The following is a 21,032-nucleotide window of genomic DNA, read 5'->3' as shown; positions in this document are numbered from 1 at the left end:
TCGCGTGCGCTCCAAGTCATAGCGTCGCAGACATCCCGGCACGCGAAGGTCGCGTCGCCCGGGCTCCCCCACGGGATGCCGGGTGACGGAATCCGTCGCTAGATGGATGAGGGCCTCCGTGCCGTACGGAACGACGATCACATGTGCAGGAAAGGCTGGGACACCTCATGCGACAGCGCAGTCTGCGGGATCTCCAGGTATCGGCCATCGGCCTCGGGTGCATGGGCATGTCGGCCTTCTACGGCACCACGGACCAGGACGAGGGCATCGCGACCATCCGGCGCGCCCTGGAGCTCGGCATCGACTTCCTCGACACCGCGCAGCTCTACGGCCCGCTCACCAACGAGTCGCTGGTCGGCGAGGCGATCCGGGGACACCGCGACGAGTACGTCATCGCCACCAAGTTCAACTACCGGATGGACAACGCCGTGCCGGGGGACATGAGCACGGTGGGCCGGCAGGACGGCTCGGCCGAGCACGTCCGCAGCTCCGTCCACGGGTCGCTGGAGCGGCTCGGCACGGACTACATCGACCTCTACTACCAGCACCGGGTCGACCCCGACGTGCCCATCGAGGAGACGGTCGGCGCCCTGGCCGAGCTGGTCGCCGAGGGCAAGGTGCGGCACATCGGGCTGAGCGAGGCGAGCGCGGACACCCTCCGGCGCGCCCACGCCGTCCACCCGATCACCGCCGTGCAGACCGAGTACTCGCTGTGGACGCGGGACCCCGAGGCCGAGGTGCTGCCGGTCTGCCGTGAACTCGGCATCGGCTTCGTCCCGTACTCCCCGCTCGGCCGCGGCTTCCTGGCCGGCCGTTTCTCCTCCCCCACCGAGCTGGACGAGAACGACTACCGGCGCACCAACCCCCGCTTCACGGACACCAACTTCGAGGCGAACCTCCGGCTGGCCGAGAAGGTGAAGGAGATCGCCGCGGAGAAGGACGTGACGCCCGCGCAGCTGGCCATCGCCTGGGTGCTGGCCCAGGGCGAGGACCTGGTCCCGATCCCGGGCACCAAGCGCCGTACCTACCTGGAGCAGAACGCGGCAGCGGCCGACATCGAACTGACCAAGGAGGACCTCGCCCGTATCGACGCCGAGCTGCCCGAGGCGGCGGGCGCGCGCTACGACGAGGCCGGGATGCGCTCGGTGAACCGCTAGCCGACCCGGCCGGCGGCACCACTGCCGCGGCGGCGCCTGGCGTAGCCGACGGTCAGGACGGCGAGCAGGGGACCCCACAGGATCAGGGGCGTGTAGCAGACGTAGAAGGAGACGGCCTCCCAGCCACCCACCTGGCTGGGGAAGTCGTCGGGGAGCTTCCCGCCCCGGATCGTCCGGCCCATGATCTGTGTGGTGAGGGTCAGCACCGTCCACAGCAGCGTCAGGACGGTGGCGCCGAGTGCGGCCGGGACCACGGCCGCGCTCACCGGGACCCGCCGGCCGCGCAGATACGGCACCCACCTCGGGAACACCTCGCCCCAGCGGGCGATCAACCCGAACGCGGTGAACGCGACGGCCTCGGAGAAGAGCGACAGGAACACGATGTAAACCCGCTCGCCGATCCCGATACCCGGGTCGAACACGGCCGGAAGGCGCCACAGGCCGGCGGGCAGGACGGTCAGTGGCACGGCGCAGGCGACGAGCCGCATCCTCCGGGAGACCCCCTCGACGGGTTCGTGGGCCGCCCGCCACGCGGCGCGGAGGCGTCCCGGGCGGGCTGTCGCGGGTTCGGGCGCGGTCGGTGGCGAGGGCATGCGTGGTCCTCGGGGTCAGGGGCCCGGCGGGCCCGTCCGGTATCGAAGATCGCAGCGGGGGCCCCGTCACGAATCGCGCTGCGGGCCGAACCCGCCTCCGCCGCGCGGCGGACAGGCTCGTCGCACCCGAGAACGAGGGAGCGGGCCGCCGCGGACCGACCGTGTGTCCGTCGTGACGTCCTGTTCCTGCTCCTCCACGTGCCGCGCGGCTCGTCCGGGAGCACGCTGGTAGGCATGAGGCTCCGGCAGAGGGGCGCGGGTGTGCAGCAGTCGTGGCAGTCGACGCATGCGCTGCTGCTGCTCCCCATCATGCTCATCGTGGTGATCACCGTGGTGGACATCCACTCCCCCGAGAACATCCACCTGGGCCCGGCCCTGGTCATCGCCCCGGCCCTCACACCGTCGTTCGCCGGGCCCCGGACCACGGCGTTCGTGGGGGCGCTGGCCCTGGCAGCCCAGACACTGATCGCCTTCCTCCACGGGGGGATCGCCACCTCGAACCACATCGTGCAGCTCGTCACCCTCACCGTGCTCTCGGTGATGTGCGTGGTCTACAGCGCGGTACGAGAGCGCCGCCAGGCCCAGCTGGCGCAGGTGCGCACGGTCGCCGAGGCCGCGCAGCACGTGCTGATGTGGCCGCTGCCCGAGCACATCGGCCCGCTGCGGATCGCCTCCCTCTACCTGGCCGCCGAGGACGAGGCACAGATCGGCGGTGACCTGTACGCGGCGACCCGCTGCGACGGCGCGGTGCGGGTGCTGATCGGCGACGTACGGGGCAAAGGGCTGCCGGCCATCGGAGAGGCGGCCCTGCTGCTCGGCGCGTTCCGGGAGAGCGCCCACCGGCACGTCGCGCTGGCGGACCTGGCCGCCGGTCTCGACCAGAGCATCAGCCGCTACGCCACCGAGCTGGAGACGGAGGAGGAGGCGGGTGAGCGCTTCGCCACCGTCCTGCTGGTGGAGATCCCGGACCAGGATCCGGTCACCCTGATGACCAGCTGCGGCCATCCTCCGCCGCTGCTGCTGAGCCCGGGGCACGCGGTCACGGTGCCGAGCCTGCACCCGTCGCCGCCCCTCGGCGTGCACGGGGACACCGATCACACGCTGGACGTGTTCTCCTTCGAGCCCGGTGACACGCTGCTGCTGTACACCGACGGTGTGGTGGAGGCCCGGGACGCGCGCGGGCGGTTCTATCCGCTGGCGGAGCGGGTCGCGCGGTGGACGGACGACAGTCCGGAAGCGCTGATGCACCATGTGCGGCGCGATCTGCTCGCCCACGTGGGCGGCCGACTCGACGACGACGCCGCCCTCATCGCCCTGCACCGCACACCCGTCGACCGCCGCCGCCACCACGGACGCGAGGGCACACGGCTGCTGACCCACGACTCCTAGGCCCTGCCGAGGTGTCGGTGCCGCACGCGTTCAACAGCCTTTGCGCCAATGTTCAGTTCCGGAGGTGGTCCGCCCCGGCCGGTCGTTGCGAGAATCTCGGGCGCCCCGAGAACAGGGAGTTCCGATGTCCGTACGACACCTGCTCGCCGGCCTCGCCCTGCTGCCGGCGCTCGCGTTCCCGGCCACCGCCGCGCAGGCGGCCCAGGCCGACCCGCCCGAGGCCCGCTTCGACCTCCAGGCCCACCGCGGCGGCATCGGCATGACCACCGAGGAGTCGCTGGAGGGCTTCGGCAAGGCGATGCGGCTCGGGGTGTCCACGCTGGAGCTGGACACCCACGTCACCAAGGACCTGAAGGTGGTCGTCAACCACGACCGGCAGATCAGCGGCGTCAAGTGCCGCGACACGGGCCCGGTCACGCCCGGCGACCCGATGTACCCGTATGTCGGCAAGTACATCAAGGATCTGACGCTGGCTCAGATCAAGACCCTGGACTGCGGCTATCAGCAGCTGCCCGGCTTCCCCGAGCAGGAGGTCGTCAAGGGCTTCCGGATGGTGGAGCTGAAGGACGTCCTGGACCTGGTCAAGAGCTACCACGCCAGGCAGGTCAAGCTGAACATCGAGACCAAGGTGGAGGCGGGCGCGCCCGAACAGACCGCGCCGCGCGAGGTGTTCGTCCGCCGCGTGTACGAGGAGATCCACCGTTCCGGCATCGAGCGGCAGGTCACCATCCAGTCCTTCGACTGGGGCGCGCTGAAGCTGATGCACCGGCTGGCTCCGCGCTGGCCGCTGGTGGCGCTGACGAACTACGACTTCCTGCAGGTGGGTCAACCGGGCGCGTCCCCGTGGCTCGGCGGGATCGACGCCGACGACTACGGCGGTGACTTCGTGAAGGCGGCCGCCACCATCGCCGGGGTCACGACGCTCTCCCCCAACTACGGCTTCCCGCAGAGCGGGAAGGTCGGCGACCCCGGCTTCCGCTTCTACTCGGACGCGGCGATGGTCACCGAGGCGCACGCCCGCGGCCTGAAGGTGGTCCCCTGGACCTGCGACGACCCGGCGACGGTGGCGGCGCTGATGGACTTCGGCGTCGACGGGATCATCACCAACTACCCCAACCACGTGCGGCAGATCATGGCCGACCGCGGGATGCGACTGCCCCGGCCGTACTACCCGCACGGCCGGTCCTGACCGGCCCGGAAAGCCGCGAGCCCCGCCCCGAGTGGGGGCGGGGCGGGACTGCGCCCGGCAGCCGGTCAGCGGGCCGGCTTGAGGTCGGTGATCTTCAGGGTCGTCAGGTCGGACCGGACGTCGATCCTGGTGACCTCGGCGTGGGGACCGTCGCCCCAGGTGAGGGTGACCCTGCTGGTGGCGTGGCCCGCGCCGGAGCCGGTGTAGGCGACCTTCCACTTGACCGGCACGTTCTGCGCGAACAGGATGCCGTCGGCGTGGTTCTTCTTCTCGTACGCGGCGACCTTCTTCTGGGCGGCGGAGGACAGGTAGAAGGCGCGCAGGGCCTTGGCGTCGGGGCCGGCCGCCGGGTCCTCGGTGGCCCAGACGGCGTCGATGTAGGCGCCGTAGAAGTCGGCCACGTGCTGGGTGACGTTGCGCGGGTCGCCCTGGGCGGAGGACACGGCGGCGGCACGCGGGGGGTGGCTCGCGCCGGAGCCGGCCAGGGCGGGCGTCACGGCGGCCAGGGAGAGCCCGGCGGTGAGGGCGACTGCGGTCAGGAGGGTCTTGCGGCGGCTTACGGACATTTTTCTCGTTCCCCCGGTTTCTTCGCGACCGGCCCGATCCCGGCCTTCGACGGACTTTAAGACCGCATTTCTCTCCGCCCGGTTCCGCTTCTCCAGAACTTCCTTCCCCGCATTTTCAGGTGCCTGACCCTTCGGCAAAGGTTGTGCCGAATTCCGGACCGCTTTCCCGTCTTTTTGGCCAGATCCGTTCAGGCCGTCGGCGGATTCCGCTCCTCGACCAGCCGGGCGAGGTGGTCGAGGGCCATCCGGGTGCCGAGTTCGTTGTCCTCGCGGGGAATGTCGTCCGGGATGCCCTCGTGCAGGATCTCGACGTCCGTCGCGCCGTCCGTCGCGGTGAGCGTCGTCGTCATGGTCATGGTGCCGCGCAGGGTCTCGTCGTCCGTCTCGAACGCGAAGACCTCGACGACCTGAACACCGGGGACGAGCCTGGCGAAGTGCCCGCGGTAGGTGTCCGTGCGCCCACCGGACTTGCCGGGGCCGGCCGGGTCGTCGTAGGTGAGGGAGACCCGGAAGGCACCGCCCTCGCGGGCCTCGAAGATGTGGACCCGGGCGGTCATGTTCTCGGGGACCCGCCAGGCGGCGAGGGCGTCCGGATCGACCAGCGCCCGGTAGACGGCCTCCGCCGGCGCCTGCACACGCCGGGTGACTCGCGTGGCGTACATGGCCTCACGCTACCGGCCGGGACGCGGCCCGGCCCGCCGTACGACAGGAACGGGGCCGGGGTCCGGGAGGTGGGTCGGACCCCGGTCCCGGGTCTTTCACGGCTTGCGGGCCACCGCGCCGTACATCGCGATGTCCTCGTCGCGGATGTCCTTCTCGCCGGTGCCGTCGGGGTGCCACTTGTGCACCTGGACGATGCCGGGTTCGACCAGGTCCAGGCCCGCGAAGAACTCGTGGGCCTCGTCGATGGTGCGCAGCCGCATCGGCATGTTGCGGGCCGCGTACTCGCGGGCGACCCGGCCCACCTCGTCGGGGGCGAACTCCGCGGTGCCGATGGACATGGCCAGGTGGCTGCCCGACGGCAGCGGCTCCAGCAGGCGACGGACGACGCCGATCGCGTCGTGCTCGTCCAGCATGAAGTGGACGAGCACGATCACGGTGAGGGCGACGGGCTTGTCCAGGTCGAGGGTGTCGCGCAGTTCCGGGGCCTGGAGGATGGCGGCCGGGTCGCGGAAGTCGGCCTCGATGTACGAGGTCCGACCCTCGGGCGCGCTGGCCAGCAGGCCCTGCGAGAGGGTGAGGACGATCGGGTCGTTGTCGACGTAGACGACCCGGGACTCGGGGGCCACCGTCTGGGCGATCTCGTGCAGGTTGGGCGAGGTCGGGATGCCGGTGCCGATGTCCAGGAACTGGCGCAGGCCCGCCTCCTCGGCGAGCCAGCGCACGGCACGGTTCATGAAGTCGCGGTTGGCGCGCATGTGGACCGGAAGCGCGGGCCACTCCCGGGACATGGCGTCGCCCGCCTCCTGGTCGGCGGGGTAGTAGTCCTTTCCGCCGAGGATGTAGTCGTAGATGCGGGCGGAGTGGGCGTTCTCGGTGTCGATGCGGTCGGCCGGCCATCCGTTGTCGGGCAACGCCGTGTCTCCCATTCGGGTCGGGGGCTACGGCCGCCTTCGAACTGCCGGCCCGGCCGGCGGCGGTCGGCACGGCCCGTCGCGTGCTGCGCGACCTGCTGGCCGCCTGGGGCGTCGCCGAACCCGTCCGGGACGACGCGGTCCTCGTCGCCTCGGAGCTGGTCACCAACGCGCTGGTGCACGCAGCCGGCGAACGGATCGTGTGCCGGGTGCGCGCCGCCGCGGACCGGGTCCGTCTCGAGGTCGAGGACCAGAACCGGGGTCCCGCCCGCCCCGCCCAACGGCAGTCCGGGCCCGACGACCAGAACGGACGCGGGCTCTTCCTGGTCGGCGCACTGAGCGCCGACCGGGGCATGACGCTCGCGCCCGACCGGCCCGCACGCATCGTCTGGGCCGACCTGACGACCACACCCGAACCCCCGGCCCCGGCCGGCCCCACACCATCCGAACCCCTCCCCCGGACCATCCCCCACTCGTCCGAAGGAGCCCCGCCCCATGCCCCTGCCGACCCCTGTCCCTGACCTGTCCGCCGACCCCTCCTGGACCCGGACCCGCCCGAAACCGGGTCCGGACGGCCCGGCCGAACGCCATCAACCGTGGGGAGCCGCATCCCCTCAGCCGTGAGCCGTCGGCCGCAGGCAACCACCCCCACCCGATTCCTCGGTAGATTCGCCCCGATGCGAGCCGTTCGCATCCGTCGGCGGGCCCGGCTCCCGTAAGGGTCCGGACCGTCCGCCACGCAGCGGTTCCATCGGGGGTTCCATGGTCTGGTCGCTCGTCCGCCGGAGCCGGGCCGTGTCCGGGCTCCCCATGCCCGGGCGGTGCGCGTCCGGCCGGCACGTCCTGGCCACCGAGCGGCTGTTGCTGTTCACGCCCCGGACGCACCTCGACGTGGCCGCGGCGCTCGCCGCCAGTGCGGATGCCGAGGCCCAGCGGTGGCTCGGCAACCATGCCGACCGGATCGCTCCCGACCCCGGCACCCGGCGCGCCCTGCTGGAGTGGCGGCCCGCCGGCGACGACGGCCGCCGCGTCCCCCGCGTGCTGGCGAAGCCCTTCACCCCCGACCCCGGCATCCCGGTGTTCCTGGTCTGTGTGCGCAGGGTCGACCTCAGCTATGCCGGAGGACTGCAACTGGAGCACCACACGGGCGAGGTGGGCGGCTGGCTGGCGCCGCGCTGCCGCGGGCAGGGCCTGGGCGCGGAGTTGTTCCGGGCCGGGGCGCTGCTCGCGCACACGCACTTCGGCATGACCCGGGTCCGCGCGGGCGCGGAGACCGGGAACACCGCGAGCCGGCGGGCCCTGACCCGGGCGGGCTTCGTCCCGGACGAGGGCCCGCCCCGGCACACCCTGCCCGACGGGCGCGTGGTCGAGTCCGTCTGGGTCCGCCACGACGCTTCGACGGCCACGCGCTGCGCCTGACCGTCCGGGAGCGTCTGCACCTCGGCCCTCGTCGACGCCGTAAAGGGGAGGCTACCGGGCGCGGGGATCGTCACCCGGCGGTGCGTCGGGCAGTACATGGAACCCGGACAGACCCTCGGGCTCCTCGGCCACGCCCGTGCAGTGGCTCACCCGGGCCGCCGGTGGGCCGTGGGCCGCCCAGCTCGCCATCTCGGCGACGACGTCGGGGCGCCCTTCGAAGACGGCTTCCACGTCGCCGTTGTAGAGGTTGCGCACCCATCCCGCCACTCCCCGTTCCTCGGCGAACCGGCGGCATGTGTCGCGGTAGAACACGCCCTGGACGCGGCCGCTGACGTGCACGTGCTGCCGTACGGTCATGCGTGTGGGCTCCCGTTCTCTCGCCGGCGTGCGGTGATGCGGCGCCGTTCCGGCCAGCGGACGTCGTAGGCCCAGCCGAGGCGCTCGAACCAGCGGATCAGACGGGCGCTGGCGTCGAGCTGGCCGGTGAGCACGCCGTGCCGGGCGCTGGTGGGGTCCGCGTGGTGGAGGTTGTGCCAGGACTCCCCGAAGGACAGCGGGGCCAGCCACCACACGTTGCCCGAGCGGTCCCGGCTGCGGAAGGGCTGGGAACCGGCCGCGTGGCAGATGGAGTTGATGGACCAGGTGACGTGGTGGACGAGGCAGATCCGCACCAGCCCGGCCCAGAAGAACGCGCTGAGCGCCCCCTGCCAGGACCCGGTCAGCGCCGCGCCGAGCACCGCGGGCAGCGCGACGGAGGCCAGGACCACGAGTCCGAAGCGCTTGGAGATCAGCATCAGCGTGCGGTCGCGGACCAGGTCGGGTGCGTAGGTGCGGGGCGAGGCGTGCTCGGTCTCGAACAGCCAGCCCAGGTGGGCGTAGAGCATGCCCTTGGCCAGGGCGCGGGGTGAGCGGCCGTACCGCCAGGGCGAGTGCGGGTCCCCGTCGCGGTCGGAGAAGCGGTGGTGCTTGCGGTGGTCGGCCACCCAGGTGAGCAGCGGGCCCTGTACGGCGAGGCTGCCGGCCAGGGCGAGGGCGATCCTGAGCGGCCGCCTGGCCTTGAAGGAACCGTGGGTGAAGTGCCGGTGGAAGCCGACGGTGACACCGAGTCCGCTGACGAGGTAGAAGACGACGGCGAGCACCAGGTCCGTGGGGCTCAGACCGTGCCGCCAGGCCAGCGGCACGGCGGCGAGGAGCGCCAGGAACGGTACGGCGACGAACACGCCGATCATGAGCTGCTCGCCGCTGGGCCAGGGCCGTGCTCTGCCGGCCAGCGGGGTGGATTCCGAGAACTCCGACAACAGGGGGACCTTTCGGCTCGGGGGCAGGTGCGCAGTGGCTGCTAGTCGACGGCGGTGAAGGCGAGCACGGCGTTCTGGCCGCCGAAGCCGAAGGAGTTGCTGACGGCGGCTCGTATCCGCTGCGGGCGGGGCGCCTTGGTGACGACGTCGAGGTCCATCGCCGGGTCGAGGGTGTCCAGGTTGGCGGTGGGCGGGATCAGCTGGTGGCGCAGGGTGAGCACGGTGCAGGCCGCCTCGATGGCGCCGGCGCCGCCGATGGCGTGCCCGATGGTGCCCTTGACGGCCGTGACGGGCGGGGGCCGGCGGAAGACCTGGTACAGCGCGTTGTGCTCGGCCGTGTCGCCCTGTGGGGTCGAGGTGCCGTGCGCGTTGACGTGGTCGACGTCCTCGGGAGCCAGGCCGGCGTCGGCGAGGGCGCCGCGGATGGCGCGGGCGGCGCCGTCGCCGTCCGGGTGCGGGGCGGTGAAGTGGTGGGCGTCGCAGGACGCGCCGAACCCGGAGAGCAGGGCCGCGGGCCGGGCGCTGCGGGCGCGGGCGTCCTCCACGCGTTCCAGGACGAGCACGGCGGCGCCCTCGCCGAGGACGAAACCGTCGCGGTCGCGGTCGAACGGCCGGGAGGCCTCGTGCGGGCTGTCGGCGCGGCGGGACAGGGCACGCATCTGGGCGAAGCAGGCCGCGGTCATCCGCAGCCGGGCCGACTCGCTGCCCCCGGCGAGGACGAGGTCGCAGGCACCGGACAGCAGCAGGTCCCGGGCCAGTCCGAGCGCGCTGGTGCCGGAGGCGCAGGCGGTGCTCACGACCATGTTGGGGCCCTGCGCACCGAGGTCGAGGGCGATCTCGGCGGCGGCCATGTTGGGGACGCTGCGCGGCAGCGCGAGCGGCGAGACGCGCTCCGGGGTGCTGTGGGCGAGCCGGTCGAACTCGGCCTGCCAGCCCTGCATGGACCCGGTACCGACCCCCATCACGACGCCGACGCGGGCCCCGTCCCAGCCGCCGGGCGTGAGCCGGGCGTCGGCGACGGCCTCCCGGGCGGCGAGCAGCGCGAAGGTGGTGAAGCGGTCCAGGCGGCGACTGAGCCGGTGCCCGAGCAGTCCGGCCGTGTCGAGGTCGGGCACCCGGCAGGAGAAGGCCACGGGCAGCCCGTCGAGGCCGGGGTCGGCGGTCGCGGTGGACTGTCCTGCGCACAGGCCGTCCCACGCCGCGTCGCGGCCGATCCCGGCCGGTGTGACCAGTCCCAGTCCGGTGACGGCCACGGGGGCGCGTCGCGCCGGGACGCGTGCTTTCACAAGCTGCATGAGCCGTGATTATCCGGTCCGAAAGCGGCCGTTCCGGGCTACGACAACTCGTTCGGCCCAGGACGGCGTCCCCTACCACCCGGATGTGCGAACGTCACTGACGAACGGTCACTGCCGGCGTCCGCACCGCGCACGACCAGGTGTCGGCGAGGGCGGTCTCCAGGTCGTCCAGCGGCCGGGGCGAGTCGGCCGGCGGGACGGCGGGGCCGATGTGGACGCGGGGGCGCCGGGCGGGGGCGGTGGCCTATCCGGCCGGCTGCTCGGCGTGCCTTCGGAGGAGACCCGGCGAGCGTCCATGTGCCCGATCGGGATCACCGGGGCCGCTGTACAGGGCGGGGCGGAAGACGCCGGGGTTCAGGAGGTCCGGGCGGGCGGTCGTGCGAGGCGTCGTAGCGGGTCGGGCCGGTCTCCCGGGTGGACGCGCACGCTGCGGCCCGTCGAGACCTGCGGCCTCTTCGACCTGGTGCACCGCAACCTGCTGGAGGACAAGGGTCGTTGCTCCGTCCTGCTCGGCCGGAGCGCGGCGGTCTGCCGGGGCCGCCGCGCGCTCTGAGCGGACCGGTCAGGCCCGCGAGTGGGCCAGCAACGCCTCGGCGGCGGTGCGCAGTTGCTTCGCCGCGGTGCCGCAGGCGGCCGCCTGCTGTTCCAGGGTGGGGCGGCTCCACTCGGGTGCCGCCGAGCAGGCGGACAGCTCGGACGCGGTGGCGAGCAGTCGTCGGGCGTAGCCGTCCATCAGGTCGGCGTCGGCGCGCAACCTGTGCGCCTGGTCGAGGAGTTCGTCGACCGACGGCAGGGTGCGGAGGGACTCGGTGACCATGATGGCTCCCACTGGCGGGTGTGCGTGCGGGGTCAGCGCGGCAGGACGGCGCCGGCGCTGCGGTGGAGGACGAACTGCGGGCAGGACAGCACGAAGAGCGGCCGGGCCGCGTCGATGCCGAGCCGGCGCAGCTGCCCGGCCATGGGTTCGGCCGCGGCGGTGTCCAGGCGCAGCCGCACCCCGGTTCCGGTGTGCAGCCGCAGCCGGCCGTGGGCCCGGACCAGGGTGCGCACGGTGCTCTCGCCGCGCCGGCCGTACAGGACCCAGTCCGCCTCGGGGCAGCGCAGGCCCCGGCCGAGCCGGCCCTTGACGGCCAGTCCGAGTCCCGGTGCGGTGACACCGAGGTCACGACTCATCAGTTCGGCCTCGGCAGCCATGGGGACCGCGGGCTGGCCCCAGATCTGCCGGGAGACGACGCGCGCCTCCTCGCTGCTGACGGCCAGGGAGAGGACGTAGCGGCCGGTGCGGCGCAGGTCGACGCGGCGCAGCAGATCGGCGGCGATGTCGTACGGGCGCGGCCGCCACAGGTCGTCCACCAGCACCGACAGGGCGATCTCGGCGTAGGGGCCGATCGTGGAACAGCGGTGCTCGTACAGGGACAGCACCGCGAGCGCCCGTCGGCCCAGCCGGCTCGGCACCATCCAGGTCAGGTCGGGCAGCAGGCCGCGCGCGGCCGCGGCATCGACGGCGAAGCAGAGGTGGGCCGCGGAGGAGTCGTAGTAGCGCACCGGGACGTCGACGGGCCCGGTCGTGGTGGGGAGTGACGTGGTGGGGACCGTGAGGAAGGGGTAGCCCTCGGGCGGGCGGGCACGGTCCTTGAGCCGGTAGGCCTGGGTGCGCACCACGGGACCGCGGTAGGGGGCGAGCGCCTCGTCGACGTCCTTGCGGGCCTCGGGGATGACGGTCCGCAGGTGCTCGATGTACTCGCGGAGCATGTGGCACAGCGGGAACTCGCGGGTGGGTCCGGTGTAGTCGACCTCGTACCGGTTGGGGTGCGGGTCGAAGGCGGAGCCGAGGTCCCGGCCGTCGAGGACGGGCACGATGTCGTGCTGGTTGGTGATGCCGGCGACCCAGGTGCGCGGGTCGGCGGGTTTCTTGTCGGCGACCGGAGATCCGACCGCGATCACGTGCGTGACCCGGTACCCGCGGCAGAACTCCTCGTCCTGCGCGAGGTTCATCAGCGCGACCCCGCCCTCGCCGTGTCCGATCAGGGCGAGGTCGGCGCCGCGCGGGATGCCGTGGTCCGTGAGGGCGAGCAGGATCGAGCGGGTGTGCGGCGAGTCGGCCCTGCAGAGGTTGCGCCAGGCACCGACGAAGTCCTGCGGGGAGTCGTTGCGGGGGCGGCCGGGCGCCATGCCGGGGGCCTGGACGACGTACCGGACGACGCCGTCGGGGCCGCGCACGTTCTGCACCAGGATCCGCCCGTTCGTGGACACGACCTCGATGTTGCGCAGGAAACCGAGGAGGGAGCCTTCGCTGGCTACGGTCTGCCGCTCCTGGTCGGACAGGTCGACGGCCTCGGCCGCTCCCTCGCCCTGGTCCGTGCCCGCGAGACGGACGGCGTTGATGCCGTGCACCGGAACGGCGGACCGGCCACGGCCGGCGGCCCGCGCCCAGCCGGTCTCGTCGTACTTGGGGTCCTCGTCCAGCAGGGCACGGATGGCGAGGAGTTCGGCCGTCAGCGGCGCGAGGCCGGACAGGGCACGCTGGGCGCCCTGGTCCCTGAACAGGGCACGCAGGGCTCGGACGGCCTCCGGGGCGCGGTCGGCGGTGACCGCGCCCAGCAGCCGGCGCATCCCCGGGTCGCGTGCCAACTCCGGGTGGTCGAACAGCACGGCGGCGATCCTCAGACGCAGGGCGGTGACGGCCACCAGCGCGGCCAGGCTCTCCCGGCCGAGCACCTCGCCGGCCGCGCCGAGCACATGGCCCATGCCCTTCGGCGCCGTGATCGCGGTCCCGCCGAGGCCGTCCTTGTTCGTCAGGGCCCGCAGCAACGCCCACCGGGCGGCGAGACCGGTACGGGGGCGGCGGCGCGCAGAGGCGGTCAGCGTCGGCGCGAACAGCGCGGCGCTGGTGCGTGTGGACACCTCGCGGATGCCTTCGGCGACGTCCACCACGTCCCGTGCGCACCGGCGCAGCAACTCCTCGGCGTCCTGCTCGTCCTGGGCGGTCCGTCCGCGTATGTGGCCGTCCGCTCCCATGCGACGCTCCCTCGGCTCGACGACGTTCGACGGTGCACGACCGCTCCTCGGGGACGCGGTCTCCCTCCTCATCGTCGGCCAGCGGCACCGCGCCCGCACCTTCATCCATCCAGGTAGAGGATGTGCGCCGGGTCCGGTATCGCCGTGTGCGCCGGTGCCGGGGCCGGATACCTCTCCTGCACAACCCCCGCACCTGCCCCGCTCCACTCACCGGCCCCTCTCCGCGGGAGGTGCGCCGCGACCACGTCCGCCCGACACCCGAACGGCCTACAGGCCCGCTCCCCCGGCACCGTCCCGGTCAGGCCTCGTCCATGAGCCCGGCAGCGACCGTGGCGCCCAGCTCCCAGCAGGCCTGTACATCGGCCTTGCCGGGTTCGCCGGTGACGGTCACCGCCTCGGTGGCGCGGCGCCAGCCGAGGCCGGTGGTGAGGGCCTCGATGGCGCGGACGGCGCCGGTGACGTCGTTGCCGCCGTGGACGTAGTAGCCGAAGGGCCGGCCCCGGGTCTCGTCCAGGCAGGGGTAGTAGACCTGGTCGAAGAAGTGCTTGAGGGCGCCGGACATGTACCCGAGGTTCGCCGGGGTGCCGAGGAGGTAGCCGTCGGCCTCCAGAACGTCGGAGGCGGTGGCGGACAGGGCGGCCCGGCGTACGACGCGGACGCCCTCGATCTCCGGTGTGGTCGCGCCGGAGACGACGGCCTCGAACATGGCCTGGCAGTTGGGCGAGGGGGTGTGATGCACGATCAGCAAGGTAGGCACGTTGCGAACCCTGCCCTGCGGGTGCCGCGGTCCGCAAACGGCACCCAGCGCGCGGCATTGTGGGCTGCGGGACGGGAGTGCGACGATGCCGGGCACCTGACGGGACACGGGAGGAGCGGTCTTGGGCGAGGACGAACAGCGGGCACCGGCAGCCGTGGTGTTCGACGCACTGGGTCTCGACTACGAGAAGGCGTTCGCGTCGTCCGAGGCGCACCGGGCCTCGCTCCTTTGGCTGCTGGACCGGCTGGAGCCGGGCAGCCGGGTGCTGGACGTGGGCAGCGGGACGGGACGGCCGACCGCGCAGACCCTCGCCGAGGCGGGGCACAGCGTGCTGGGCGTCGACGTCTCCCCGGTGATGGTCGACATCGCCGCCCGGCAGGTGCCCGAGGCCGAGTTCCGGCTCGCCGACATCCGTGAACTGCCGCTCCCGGAGCGCTCGTTCGACGCGGTGTGCGGGTACTTCTCGCTGCTGCAGATGTCCCGCGCGGAGCAGTCCGCCGTCGTGGGCCGCCTGGCGCGTGCACTGCGGCCCGGCGGGCTCGCGGTGCTGGCCACGGTGCCCCTCGACGTGGAGGCCGTCGAGGCGGTGTTCATGGGGCAGCCGGTGCGGGTGACGAGCTTCGCCGCCGAGGACTTCACGCGGCTGGTGACCGGGGCGGGTCTGACGGTCCTGTCCGAGGAGCACGCCACGTTCTCCCCGGCCCATCCCGACGCCGTACCCGAGCCGCATCTGTTCCTGCACTGCCGGCGGGACGGGGACTGAGCACGCCTTTTCACTGCCCCCCTTCTATTTGCGTACGGCTGTGTCGGTGCCCTCGGTTACAGTGGCCGCGCTCAACAGGAGGGGAGACGACGGTGCAGGTCAGGGTGGGGTCCGTGCGAGGCCGGGTGGTCCAGGCGGTGGTGCTGGCGGCGGTACTGGGAGGTTGCTCGCAGTCGCCGGACGGGGAGGCGAAGGCGTCGGGAAGCCCGTCGGCCGCCGGGAGCGCGGGGGCGAAGAGCGCGGTCGCGGCGCGCGGCGGCACCGTCGGCGCCGCCGGGTCGGCCTGCGAACTGCCCGTCAGCTTCGACATCGCCAAGAGCTGGAAGCCCAAGGGGATCGACGCCGAGAAGGAGCTGTCGAAGGCCTCGAAGGGCTCGGACGGCGACCTGGGCGGAGCAGTCGCCGACGCCTTCCTCCGCCAGGGTCCGGTCACCACCGCCTGTGAGATCGACGCCAAGCCCGCCGGCAAGATCGGTTTCCTGCGGGTGTGGACCGGCAAGCCCGGCGACGCCGACGCGCGCACCGTCCTGCGGCAGTTCGTCGCCGCCGAGGACAACACCGGCAAGGAGAAGTACCGCTCCTTCAGGACTGCCACCGGCCTGTCCGGTGTCGAGGTGGAGTACCTCTACACGAGCAAGCTGCTGGAGGAGACGAAGAAGGAGAGCGCCCTGGCGGTCTCCACGCCCGACGGCCCGGTCGTGCTGCACCTCGGCGGGATGGACACCGAGGAGCACAACGCGATGCTGCCGGCGTACGAACTCGCCAAGCAGACCCTGCGCGTCCTCTGACGGGCACCGCCGGGCGGGTTCTCAGTCCGGGGTCGTGGCCCGGCCCAGATACGTGAGCGGACCGGGGTCCGGGACCGGGATCTCGTGGAAGCCGAGCCGGTCGTAGAACGCTCGGGCGGCCGTGTTGACGGTGACCATGCCGAGGTGGACGGCCGGAACGCCCTGTGTGTGCAGGGCGTTCAGCAGTGTGTGCATCAACCGGCGGCCGTGTCCGCGCCCCTGCCAGGGCGGCAGCAGGTCGATGTGCAGGTGCGCGGGGTAGGCGGCGAGTTCGGGTACGAGCATGCGCTCCGGGCGGTGCAGAAGGCCGATCATCTCCTCGGTGGGCGTGCGGGGCTGCGCGGTGGGCTCCGGGTAGCGGTCGGCGAGCCGGGGGATCCAGGTCCGCCGGAAGTCCTTGACGAACCGCTCGGTGTCCGCCGTACCGACGACGTACCCCACCGCCCGTCCCTCGCCGTCGTCCAGGACGAAGGCTAGGTCCGGGTCGAGGTGGCAGTAGGGCTCGGCGAAGATCGACGGCATCAGGCACAGGTCCGGACAACGGGCGCGGGAGTCGCCGCCGTTGTGTGCGGTACGGACGCAGATGTCGGCGACCGCGTCGCGGTCGGTGGGGCGGTAGGGGCGGATCGCGGGGCGGGGGTCCGTGGGTGGCATGTGGACATCTTCATGCCTATGGGAGCGCTCCCACAAGCGGCCGACGCGCTCCGGACGACGTGCAGTGGCCGACACGCTCCGGACGACGGAACGGCGGCCGCACCGCTGGAGGGTGGGGCCGCCGTTCCGTCGTTCCGTGACGTGCCGTCAGTACCGCAGACGCTTGGCCCGAAGCAGCATGACGAGGCCGGACAGGGCGAGCAGCATGCCGATGGCCGCGGGCCACAGGTGTGCGCCGGTCTCGGCGAGGCCGCCCTGGACCGCCTGGGGTTCGGTCCGGTCGGCGGGCGGCTGCGCCTGTGCGGCCGGGGACTGGGCGGCCTGACCGGCGGCAGGGGTCTGGGTGGCCTGGCCGACCTCGCCGGCGCCCGAGTCGGACGGCGCGGTCGAGGCAGCCTTGTCGGCCTTCGCGGGAGCGGTCTGCTTGCCCTCGCTGTCCTGCTTGGTCCGGCCGTCCTGCTGGGAGGACCGGCTGTCGTGCGTGCCGGGCTTGTCGTGCTTGGTGGTGTTCGCCGGCGAGGTCGTCGTATAGGTCCTGGGCTCCTGCGTCGGGTCGGAGGAGGCCGGGGCGGGCTCGGCCGGGGCGCTCGTGGCAGGCTCGGCCGTGGCGCCGCCGGTGCCCGTGCCCGGGGCGTCCGTCGCACCGGTGTCGTCGCTCGGGCTCGGGGCCGTGGTGGCACCGGAGTCGTCACCGCCACGGGCTCCGCAGGTCCGGCCGGAGTTGATGCAGTCGACCATCTCGCGCATCAGGCCCTCGTCGAAGACGTTGATGAAGTCGCCGTGGTCGGTGACCGGCTTGTGCAGCTGCTCGGGGAAGGAGTCCACCGCGAACAACGGCACCGTCCGCCCGCCGTCGTTCAGGCTCGGGGCGGCGACGTCGTAGACGATGCGCTGGACCAGCTGCGGGATCGCCCGGAAGCCCTCGGGGCAGGAGCCGTCGGGGCCGGCGAAGGCCACGTGGGTGCGGTGGTTGGCGCTGTCGATGTTGCGGCCGTCCCAGCAGCTCTGGAAGCGGAAGGTGCGCACCACGTCGCTGCCGGACGGGCACAGCGGGTACTTGTCCTTCAGCTGCCGGTCCTCGAAACCGGTGCAGCTCCACGAGGCGTTGGCGTTGGTGGGGCCGTTGACGAAGGCCTTGGCGTCACCGGTGATGATGCGCAGCAGGCGCGGCATCTCGGTGACCTTGCCGCGCGGGCTGCCCACGAAGGTCAGCGTCACCTGCTTGGCCGTGACGATCTGGCCCGCGTTGCCCTCGGTGCCGCCGCCCGGGGAGCCGGCGTCCTGTTCCTGCTTGCCGTTCTGCAGCCGCAGCACCGGCCAGTAGTACGTGGACTTGTCGCCCTGGTCCACGCAGCTGGTCTCGGCTTTGGCCAGGTCCTCGTCGCTGGCGAAGGCGTTGTTGGACTGGTTGCCGATGTAGTCGTGGAAGTGGTGGGCGCCGTTGGAGACGCCGGGCGCGACGATCACGTTGTCGGAGTTGAACAGGCCGTTTGCGTTGACACCGCACTCGGAGGTGAACGTGCCGCGCGAGGCGTCGTCCTGCTGGGGCGGGTTCGGCACGTTCGGCTGTACGGAGGTGATGTCCGCGTAGTCGGAGGCGACAGGGCCGTTGCCGCCCTGGCCGGCACCGTTCTGGCCCTGGCCGGTGCCCTGTTGGGCTCCGTCGCTCGGGGCGGCGCTGCCCTGGCCGGCGTTGCCGGTGTCGCCGCCCGCGCCGTCCTGGGCGGGGCGCAGGGTGCAGGCGGCCAGGGATTCCAGTCCTTCGGGCCGGTCACCCACCTGGTCGATGGCGACGGCGATCCGCTCGATCGTGGCCGACCGCTTCTCCTTCAGCGGGTTCATGATGGGCTCGTCCGCGGCCGTGGGGTCCTGGCGGACGGAGTCGGCCGACGCCTGGAGTTGCTGGTAGGCGGCCGCGATCTGCTGGTCCAGCTGGGCGAGTTCGCGGTCGACGGCCTCACGTGCGCCGTCCGGCACCGTCGTCAGCTTGCTGCCGACGTCCGGGCAGTCGATCGTGGCCATGCCCGCGGAGCGGACCTGACCGGTCGCGTCGGTGCCGCTGCCCCCGCCCCATGTGCCCTCGGTGGCCGAGGCGTAGACATTCGCCGCGACGAGCCCGCCTCCGCCCAGCATCAGGGCGACCGCTGCGAAGGTCGCGCGTCGTGCACGGGTCGGGCGTCTGCGCGTGTTGCGTCCCACGGAAGTACCTCTGAGTCTGTCGAGCGGCTCGCATGGAAATCCCCCGCCCCATACGGATCCGAGCGCCCGAGTGTTCAGGCGTCCCGAGAATTCATCAGAATCTCATAGGCACCGCGCCACCCAGAGGGTGAGTCATCTCGAATGGCAAGACGAACATCACATATCCGTATCGGACATTACGCACTTCAACCTTCACACGGGCCACACAAATTGGCTAGGTTGACGACCAGGCCGCACGGCTCCCCCGGCGAACCGCGCCGGGCCGCGTGGCCTCCGCCGAATCCGGTGCACCGTGGAGTGCAGCCGGAGCCGGGGACCCGACCGACTTCGGGGTGAATCGGCCAACGCCTCTGCAGGCGACGGCCGTAGGGCACGCCTTCCGGAACCGACCGCCCGAACCCGACAGCTGACTCGGTAGGCGGAGCACGGAAGGAGTGCGTCCCTTCATGGCGACGGACAGCCGCGACGAGGTCCGGCAGCGGATCAACTCCCTCTACGACCGGGCCGAGGCCGATACGGGGAACTTCAACGCGACACGGGCCATGGCGGGGGCGACACGGACTCGTGGTGTTCCGCTGGCCAAGCGGCCGGACCGGCGCTCGGATCCGGCCCTCGACGAGGTGGCCAAGGAGTGGTTCGAAGGGGCGCGGGCCAAGCTCGGCCCGTCCGTACCCGCGGTCCTGCCGACGGACCGGATACCCGACCGGCGGGCCACCCCGGCCCGCTCCTCGGACCGAGCCGGCGGCGATCGCACCGGTGGTGACCGGGAGACACCGGGGCGGGGTCTGCCGGAGTTGCCCGTCGGCCCTTCGGGGCGGACGGGCGCCCGTGCGCTGCCGGAGCTGCCGAGTGGGGCCGCCGCCGAACCGACCGCTCGGCCCGTCCCCGAACTGACGAGCCGCGCCCTTCCCGAACTGACCAGCCGGGTCATGGAAGTAGCGGCCGACCGCACCGCCCTGGAACTCCCCGGCCGGGCCGCTGCCGAGCTGCCGAGCCGGGCCATGCTGGAACCGGCGGGCCGCACCTCGGCGCAGACAGCCGCATGGCCTCTTCCCGCCGCCCCGGCAACCCCGCAGCAGGAGCCCCGGGCACTGCCCGCCCCCGCCACCGGGTCCCGGCGGCCCGCCCCGGCGGTGTCCAAAGCGAAGAACCGGCGCAAACTCGCCGCGGCCCGGGACGTGTTGTCCCGCGGCCTCGCCCTGCGGGCCGCGGCCGCCGCGCCGGACGCCCTGGGCACCGCGTCGGGTCAGGCGCCGCAGCCGGCCGAGGACCAGTGGCGCCCACCGCAGTGGGCGGCACCCGGCGTGTTCCCGGCGCAGGAGACGGCCGGCGCACTCGGAGCGGCCGCACTTCCGGCCGGTACCGAGCCCTTCAGCCGTCCGGCCGCGACGGCCCCGCTCACCGACACGGGCTCCTTCGCCACACCGCTGCCTGCGGGCCTCCCGGCCGACACAGGGTCCTTCGCAGCGCCTCTTCCGGCCGACACCGGGGCTTTCGCCGTACCTCTTCCGACCGACACGGGGTCCTTCGCTGCACCGCTTCCGGTCGACACCGGGGCTTACGCCGGGCCCCTCCCGGCCGGCACCGGGGCTTTCACCGCACCCCTTCCGACCGACACCGGATCCTTCGCCGCACCCGCCATCGCCGACACCGGATCCTTCGCCGCGCCCCTCCCGACCGACACCGGATCCTTCGCTGCCCCCCTCCCGGCCGGCACCGGGGCTTTCACCGCACCCCTTCCGACCGGCACCGGATCCTTCGCCGCACCCGCCATCGCCGACACCGGATCCTTCGCCGCGCCGCTCACCGTCGACACCGGGGCCTTCGCGGCGCCCCACCCGACCGACACCGGCTCCTTCACCGCACCCGCCGCCACCTACAGCCCGCCCCCAGCCGCAGTCGCCCCCCTCCCCACCGACACCGGCTCCTTCACCTCGCCCATCACCGCCACCCCCACCACGACCGACACCGGCTCGTACGCACCAGTCACCCCCACCCCGCAGTCACCCCGCGCCCTGCGCGCCGAGAAGGCGATCGCCTTCGCTCGGGCGCAGATCGGGAAGCCGTGTGTGTGGGGTGCGACGGGGCCGGACTCGTACGACTGCTCCAGCCTCACCCAGGCGGCGTGGAAGGCGGCCGGGGTCACGCTGCCGCGGGCCGCACACCAGCAGGCGCTCGGGGGCGCGCCGGTCACGCTGGCCGCTCTCGAACCTGGTGACCTCGTCCTCTTCTTCGACGACGACCGGCATGTGGGCCTGCACACCGGCAACGGCATGATGATCCACGCGCCGGGCCCGGGGTCGTACATCTGCGAGGAGTCGATCTACGGGGCCGGGGAGGCGGCGATCCACCGGGTGATCCGGCCGGCGTGAC

20 protein-coding genes and 1 riboswitch are annotated in these 21,032 nt (G+C 72.8%); of the genes, 8 read left to right on the top strand and 12 right to left on the bottom strand.

From position 1 onward, the window contains the following. Nucleotides 1–167 precede the first annotated feature (167 nt). Entirely contained in the window at nucleotides 168–1,157 is a 990-nt protein-coding gene (locus ACIRVH_RS08360) for an aldo/keto reductase (protein WP_403949563.1), read from the top strand. Here ACIRVH_RS08360 and ACIRVH_RS08355 read toward each other — a convergent pair. Then, nucleotides 1,154–1,750, bottom strand: a complete 597-nt coding sequence (locus ACIRVH_RS08355) for a hypothetical protein (RefSeq protein WP_403949561.1) — start codon at nucleotides 1,748–1,750, stop codon at nucleotides 1,154–1,156. The genes ACIRVH_RS08360 and ACIRVH_RS08355 overlap by 4 nt on opposite strands. Nucleotides 1,751–1,984: 234 nt before the next feature. On the opposite strand from ACIRVH_RS08355, the gene ACIRVH_RS08350 reads away from it, so the two are divergent. Next, nucleotides 1,985–3,139, top strand: a complete 1,155-nt coding sequence (locus tag ACIRVH_RS08350) for a PP2C family protein-serine/threonine phosphatase (protein ID WP_403949558.1) — start codon at nucleotides 1,985–1,987, stop codon at nucleotides 3,137–3,139. A gap of 124 nt (nucleotides 3,140–3,263) precedes the next feature. Next, the gene (locus ACIRVH_RS08345; protein WP_403949556.1) at nucleotides 3,264–4,328 is read left to right on the top strand and encodes a glycerophosphodiester phosphodiesterase family protein; all 1,065 of its coding nucleotides are present in this window, start codon (nucleotides 3,264–3,266) and stop codon (nucleotides 4,326–4,328) included. A 65-nt stretch (nucleotides 4,329–4,393) separates the two neighbouring features. Here the strand turns inward: ACIRVH_RS08345 and ACIRVH_RS08340 are convergent, their stop codons facing one another. The 3 genes from ACIRVH_RS08340 to ACIRVH_RS08330 all read right to left on the bottom strand — a co-directional run bounded on the left by ACIRVH_RS08340 (nucleotide 4,394) and on the right by ACIRVH_RS08330 (nucleotide 6,468). Next, nucleotides 4,394–4,894, bottom strand: coding sequence for a hypothetical protein (locus ACIRVH_RS08340; RefSeq protein WP_403949554.1), 501 nt, complete (start codon nucleotides 4,892–4,894; stop codon nucleotides 4,394–4,396). Between the two features lie 188 nt (nucleotides 4,895–5,082). After that, nucleotides 5,083–5,556 (bottom strand): SRPBCC domain-containing protein, encoded by a 474-nt coding sequence (locus ACIRVH_RS08335; RefSeq protein ID WP_403949551.1) that lies wholly within the window; start codon nucleotides 5,554–5,556, stop codon nucleotides 5,083–5,085. 96 nt (nucleotides 5,557–5,652) lie between these two features. Next, complete coding sequence (locus ACIRVH_RS08330) at nucleotides 5,653–6,468, bottom strand: SAM-dependent methyltransferase (protein ID WP_403949548.1); 816 nt, start codon at nucleotides 6,466–6,468, stop codon at nucleotides 5,653–5,655. On the opposite strand from ACIRVH_RS08330, the gene ACIRVH_RS08325 reads away from it, so the two are divergent. Together ACIRVH_RS08325 and ACIRVH_RS08320 are read left to right on the top strand one after the other, a co-directional pair. Continuing rightward, the gene (locus ACIRVH_RS08325; protein ID WP_403949954.1) at nucleotides 6,453–6,989 is read left to right on the top strand and encodes an ATP-binding protein; all 537 of its coding nucleotides are present in this window, start codon (nucleotides 6,453–6,455) and stop codon (nucleotides 6,987–6,989) included. The genes ACIRVH_RS08330 and ACIRVH_RS08325 overlap by 16 nt on opposite strands. Before the next feature lie 274 nt (nucleotides 6,990–7,263). Then, entirely contained in the window at nucleotides 7,264–7,887 is a 624-nt protein-coding gene (locus tag ACIRVH_RS08320; RefSeq protein ID WP_403949546.1) for a GNAT family N-acetyltransferase, read from the top strand. 51 nt (nucleotides 7,888–7,938) lie between these two features. On the opposite strand, the gene ACIRVH_RS08315 is transcribed toward ACIRVH_RS08320, so the two are convergent. The 6 genes from ACIRVH_RS08315 to ACIRVH_RS08290 form a co-directional block, all read right to left on the bottom strand. Then, on the bottom strand, nucleotides 7,939–8,244 hold the full coding sequence (locus tag ACIRVH_RS08315; protein WP_403949544.1) for an acylphosphatase: 306 nt from the start codon (nucleotides 8,242–8,244) through the stop codon (nucleotides 7,939–7,941). After that, on the bottom strand, nucleotides 8,241–9,185 hold the full coding sequence (locus ACIRVH_RS08310) for an acyl-CoA desaturase (protein ID WP_403949541.1): 945 nt from the start codon (nucleotides 9,183–9,185) through the stop codon (nucleotides 8,241–8,243). Before ACIRVH_RS08310 ends, ACIRVH_RS08315 begins: the two co-directional genes overlap by 4 nt. 41 nt (nucleotides 9,186–9,226) lie before the next feature. Beyond that, nucleotides 9,227–10,480, bottom strand: coding sequence for a beta-ketoacyl-[acyl-carrier-protein] synthase family protein (locus ACIRVH_RS08305; RefSeq protein ID WP_403949538.1), 1,254 nt, complete (start codon nucleotides 10,478–10,480; stop codon nucleotides 9,227–9,229). 562 nt (nucleotides 10,481–11,042) lie between these two features. Then, a complete protein-coding gene (locus ACIRVH_RS08300) occupies nucleotides 11,043–11,297 on the bottom strand; it encodes a hypothetical protein (RefSeq protein ID WP_403949536.1) in 255 nt (84 codons plus the stop codon). Between the two features lie 32 nt (nucleotides 11,298–11,329). After that, nucleotides 11,330–13,498 carry a hypothetical protein gene (locus ACIRVH_RS08295; protein WP_403949534.1) on the bottom strand — a complete coding sequence of 723 codons (2,169 nt, stop codon included), beginning with the start codon at nucleotides 13,496–13,498 and terminating at the stop codon, nucleotides 11,330–11,332. A 298-nt stretch (nucleotides 13,499–13,796) separates the two neighbouring features. Further along, nucleotides 13,797–14,255, bottom strand: coding sequence for a flavodoxin family protein (locus ACIRVH_RS08290; protein ID WP_403949531.1), 459 nt, complete (start codon nucleotides 14,253–14,255; stop codon nucleotides 13,797–13,799). A 121-nt stretch (nucleotides 14,256–14,376) separates the two neighbouring features. Here ACIRVH_RS08290 and ACIRVH_RS08285 point away from each other — a divergent pair, with 121 nt between their 5' ends. Beyond that, the gene (locus tag ACIRVH_RS08285) at nucleotides 14,377–15,018 is read left to right on the top strand and encodes a class I SAM-dependent methyltransferase (protein WP_403949529.1); all 642 of its coding nucleotides are present in this window, start codon (nucleotides 14,377–14,379) and stop codon (nucleotides 15,016–15,018) included. Nucleotides 15,019–15,110: 92 nt separating this feature from the next. Continuing rightward, complete coding sequence (locus ACIRVH_RS08280; RefSeq protein WP_403949526.1) at nucleotides 15,111–15,806, top strand: lipoprotein; 696 nt, start codon at nucleotides 15,111–15,113, stop codon at nucleotides 15,804–15,806. A gap of 21 nt (nucleotides 15,807–15,827) precedes the next feature. Here ACIRVH_RS08280 and ACIRVH_RS08275 read toward each other — a convergent pair whose 3' ends face one another. Together ACIRVH_RS08275 and ACIRVH_RS08270 are read right to left on the bottom strand one after the other, a co-directional pair. Next, nucleotides 15,828–16,460, bottom strand: a complete 633-nt coding sequence (locus ACIRVH_RS08275) for a GNAT family N-acetyltransferase (protein WP_403949523.1) — start codon at nucleotides 16,458–16,460, stop codon at nucleotides 15,828–15,830. Between the two features lie 147 nt (nucleotides 16,461–16,607). After that, the gene (locus ACIRVH_RS08270) at nucleotides 16,608–18,593 is read right to left on the bottom strand and encodes a DUF1996 domain-containing protein (protein ID WP_403949951.1); all 1,986 of its coding nucleotides are present in this window, start codon (nucleotides 18,591–18,593) and stop codon (nucleotides 16,608–16,610) included. A 330-nt stretch (nucleotides 18,594–18,923) separates the two neighbouring features. Continuing rightward, nucleotides 18,924–19,095: riboswitch (cyclic di-AMP (ydaO/yuaA leader) on the top strand. Nucleotides 19,096–19,105: 10 nt separating this feature from the next. Here ACIRVH_RS08270 and ACIRVH_RS08265 point away from each other — a divergent pair. Further along, nucleotides 19,106–21,031, top strand: coding sequence for an NlpC/P60 family protein (locus ACIRVH_RS08265; RefSeq protein ID WP_403949520.1), 1,926 nt, complete (start codon nucleotides 19,106–19,108; stop codon nucleotides 21,029–21,031). Nucleotide 21,032 lies beyond the last annotated feature (1 nt).

Source organism: Streptomyces sp. NPDC101165 (assembly GCF_044768135.1).
Taxonomy (GTDB): domain Bacteria; phylum Actinomycetota; class Actinomycetes; order Streptomycetales; family Streptomycetaceae; genus Streptomyces.
This window is presented reverse-complemented; position numbering and strand designations above follow the sequence as displayed.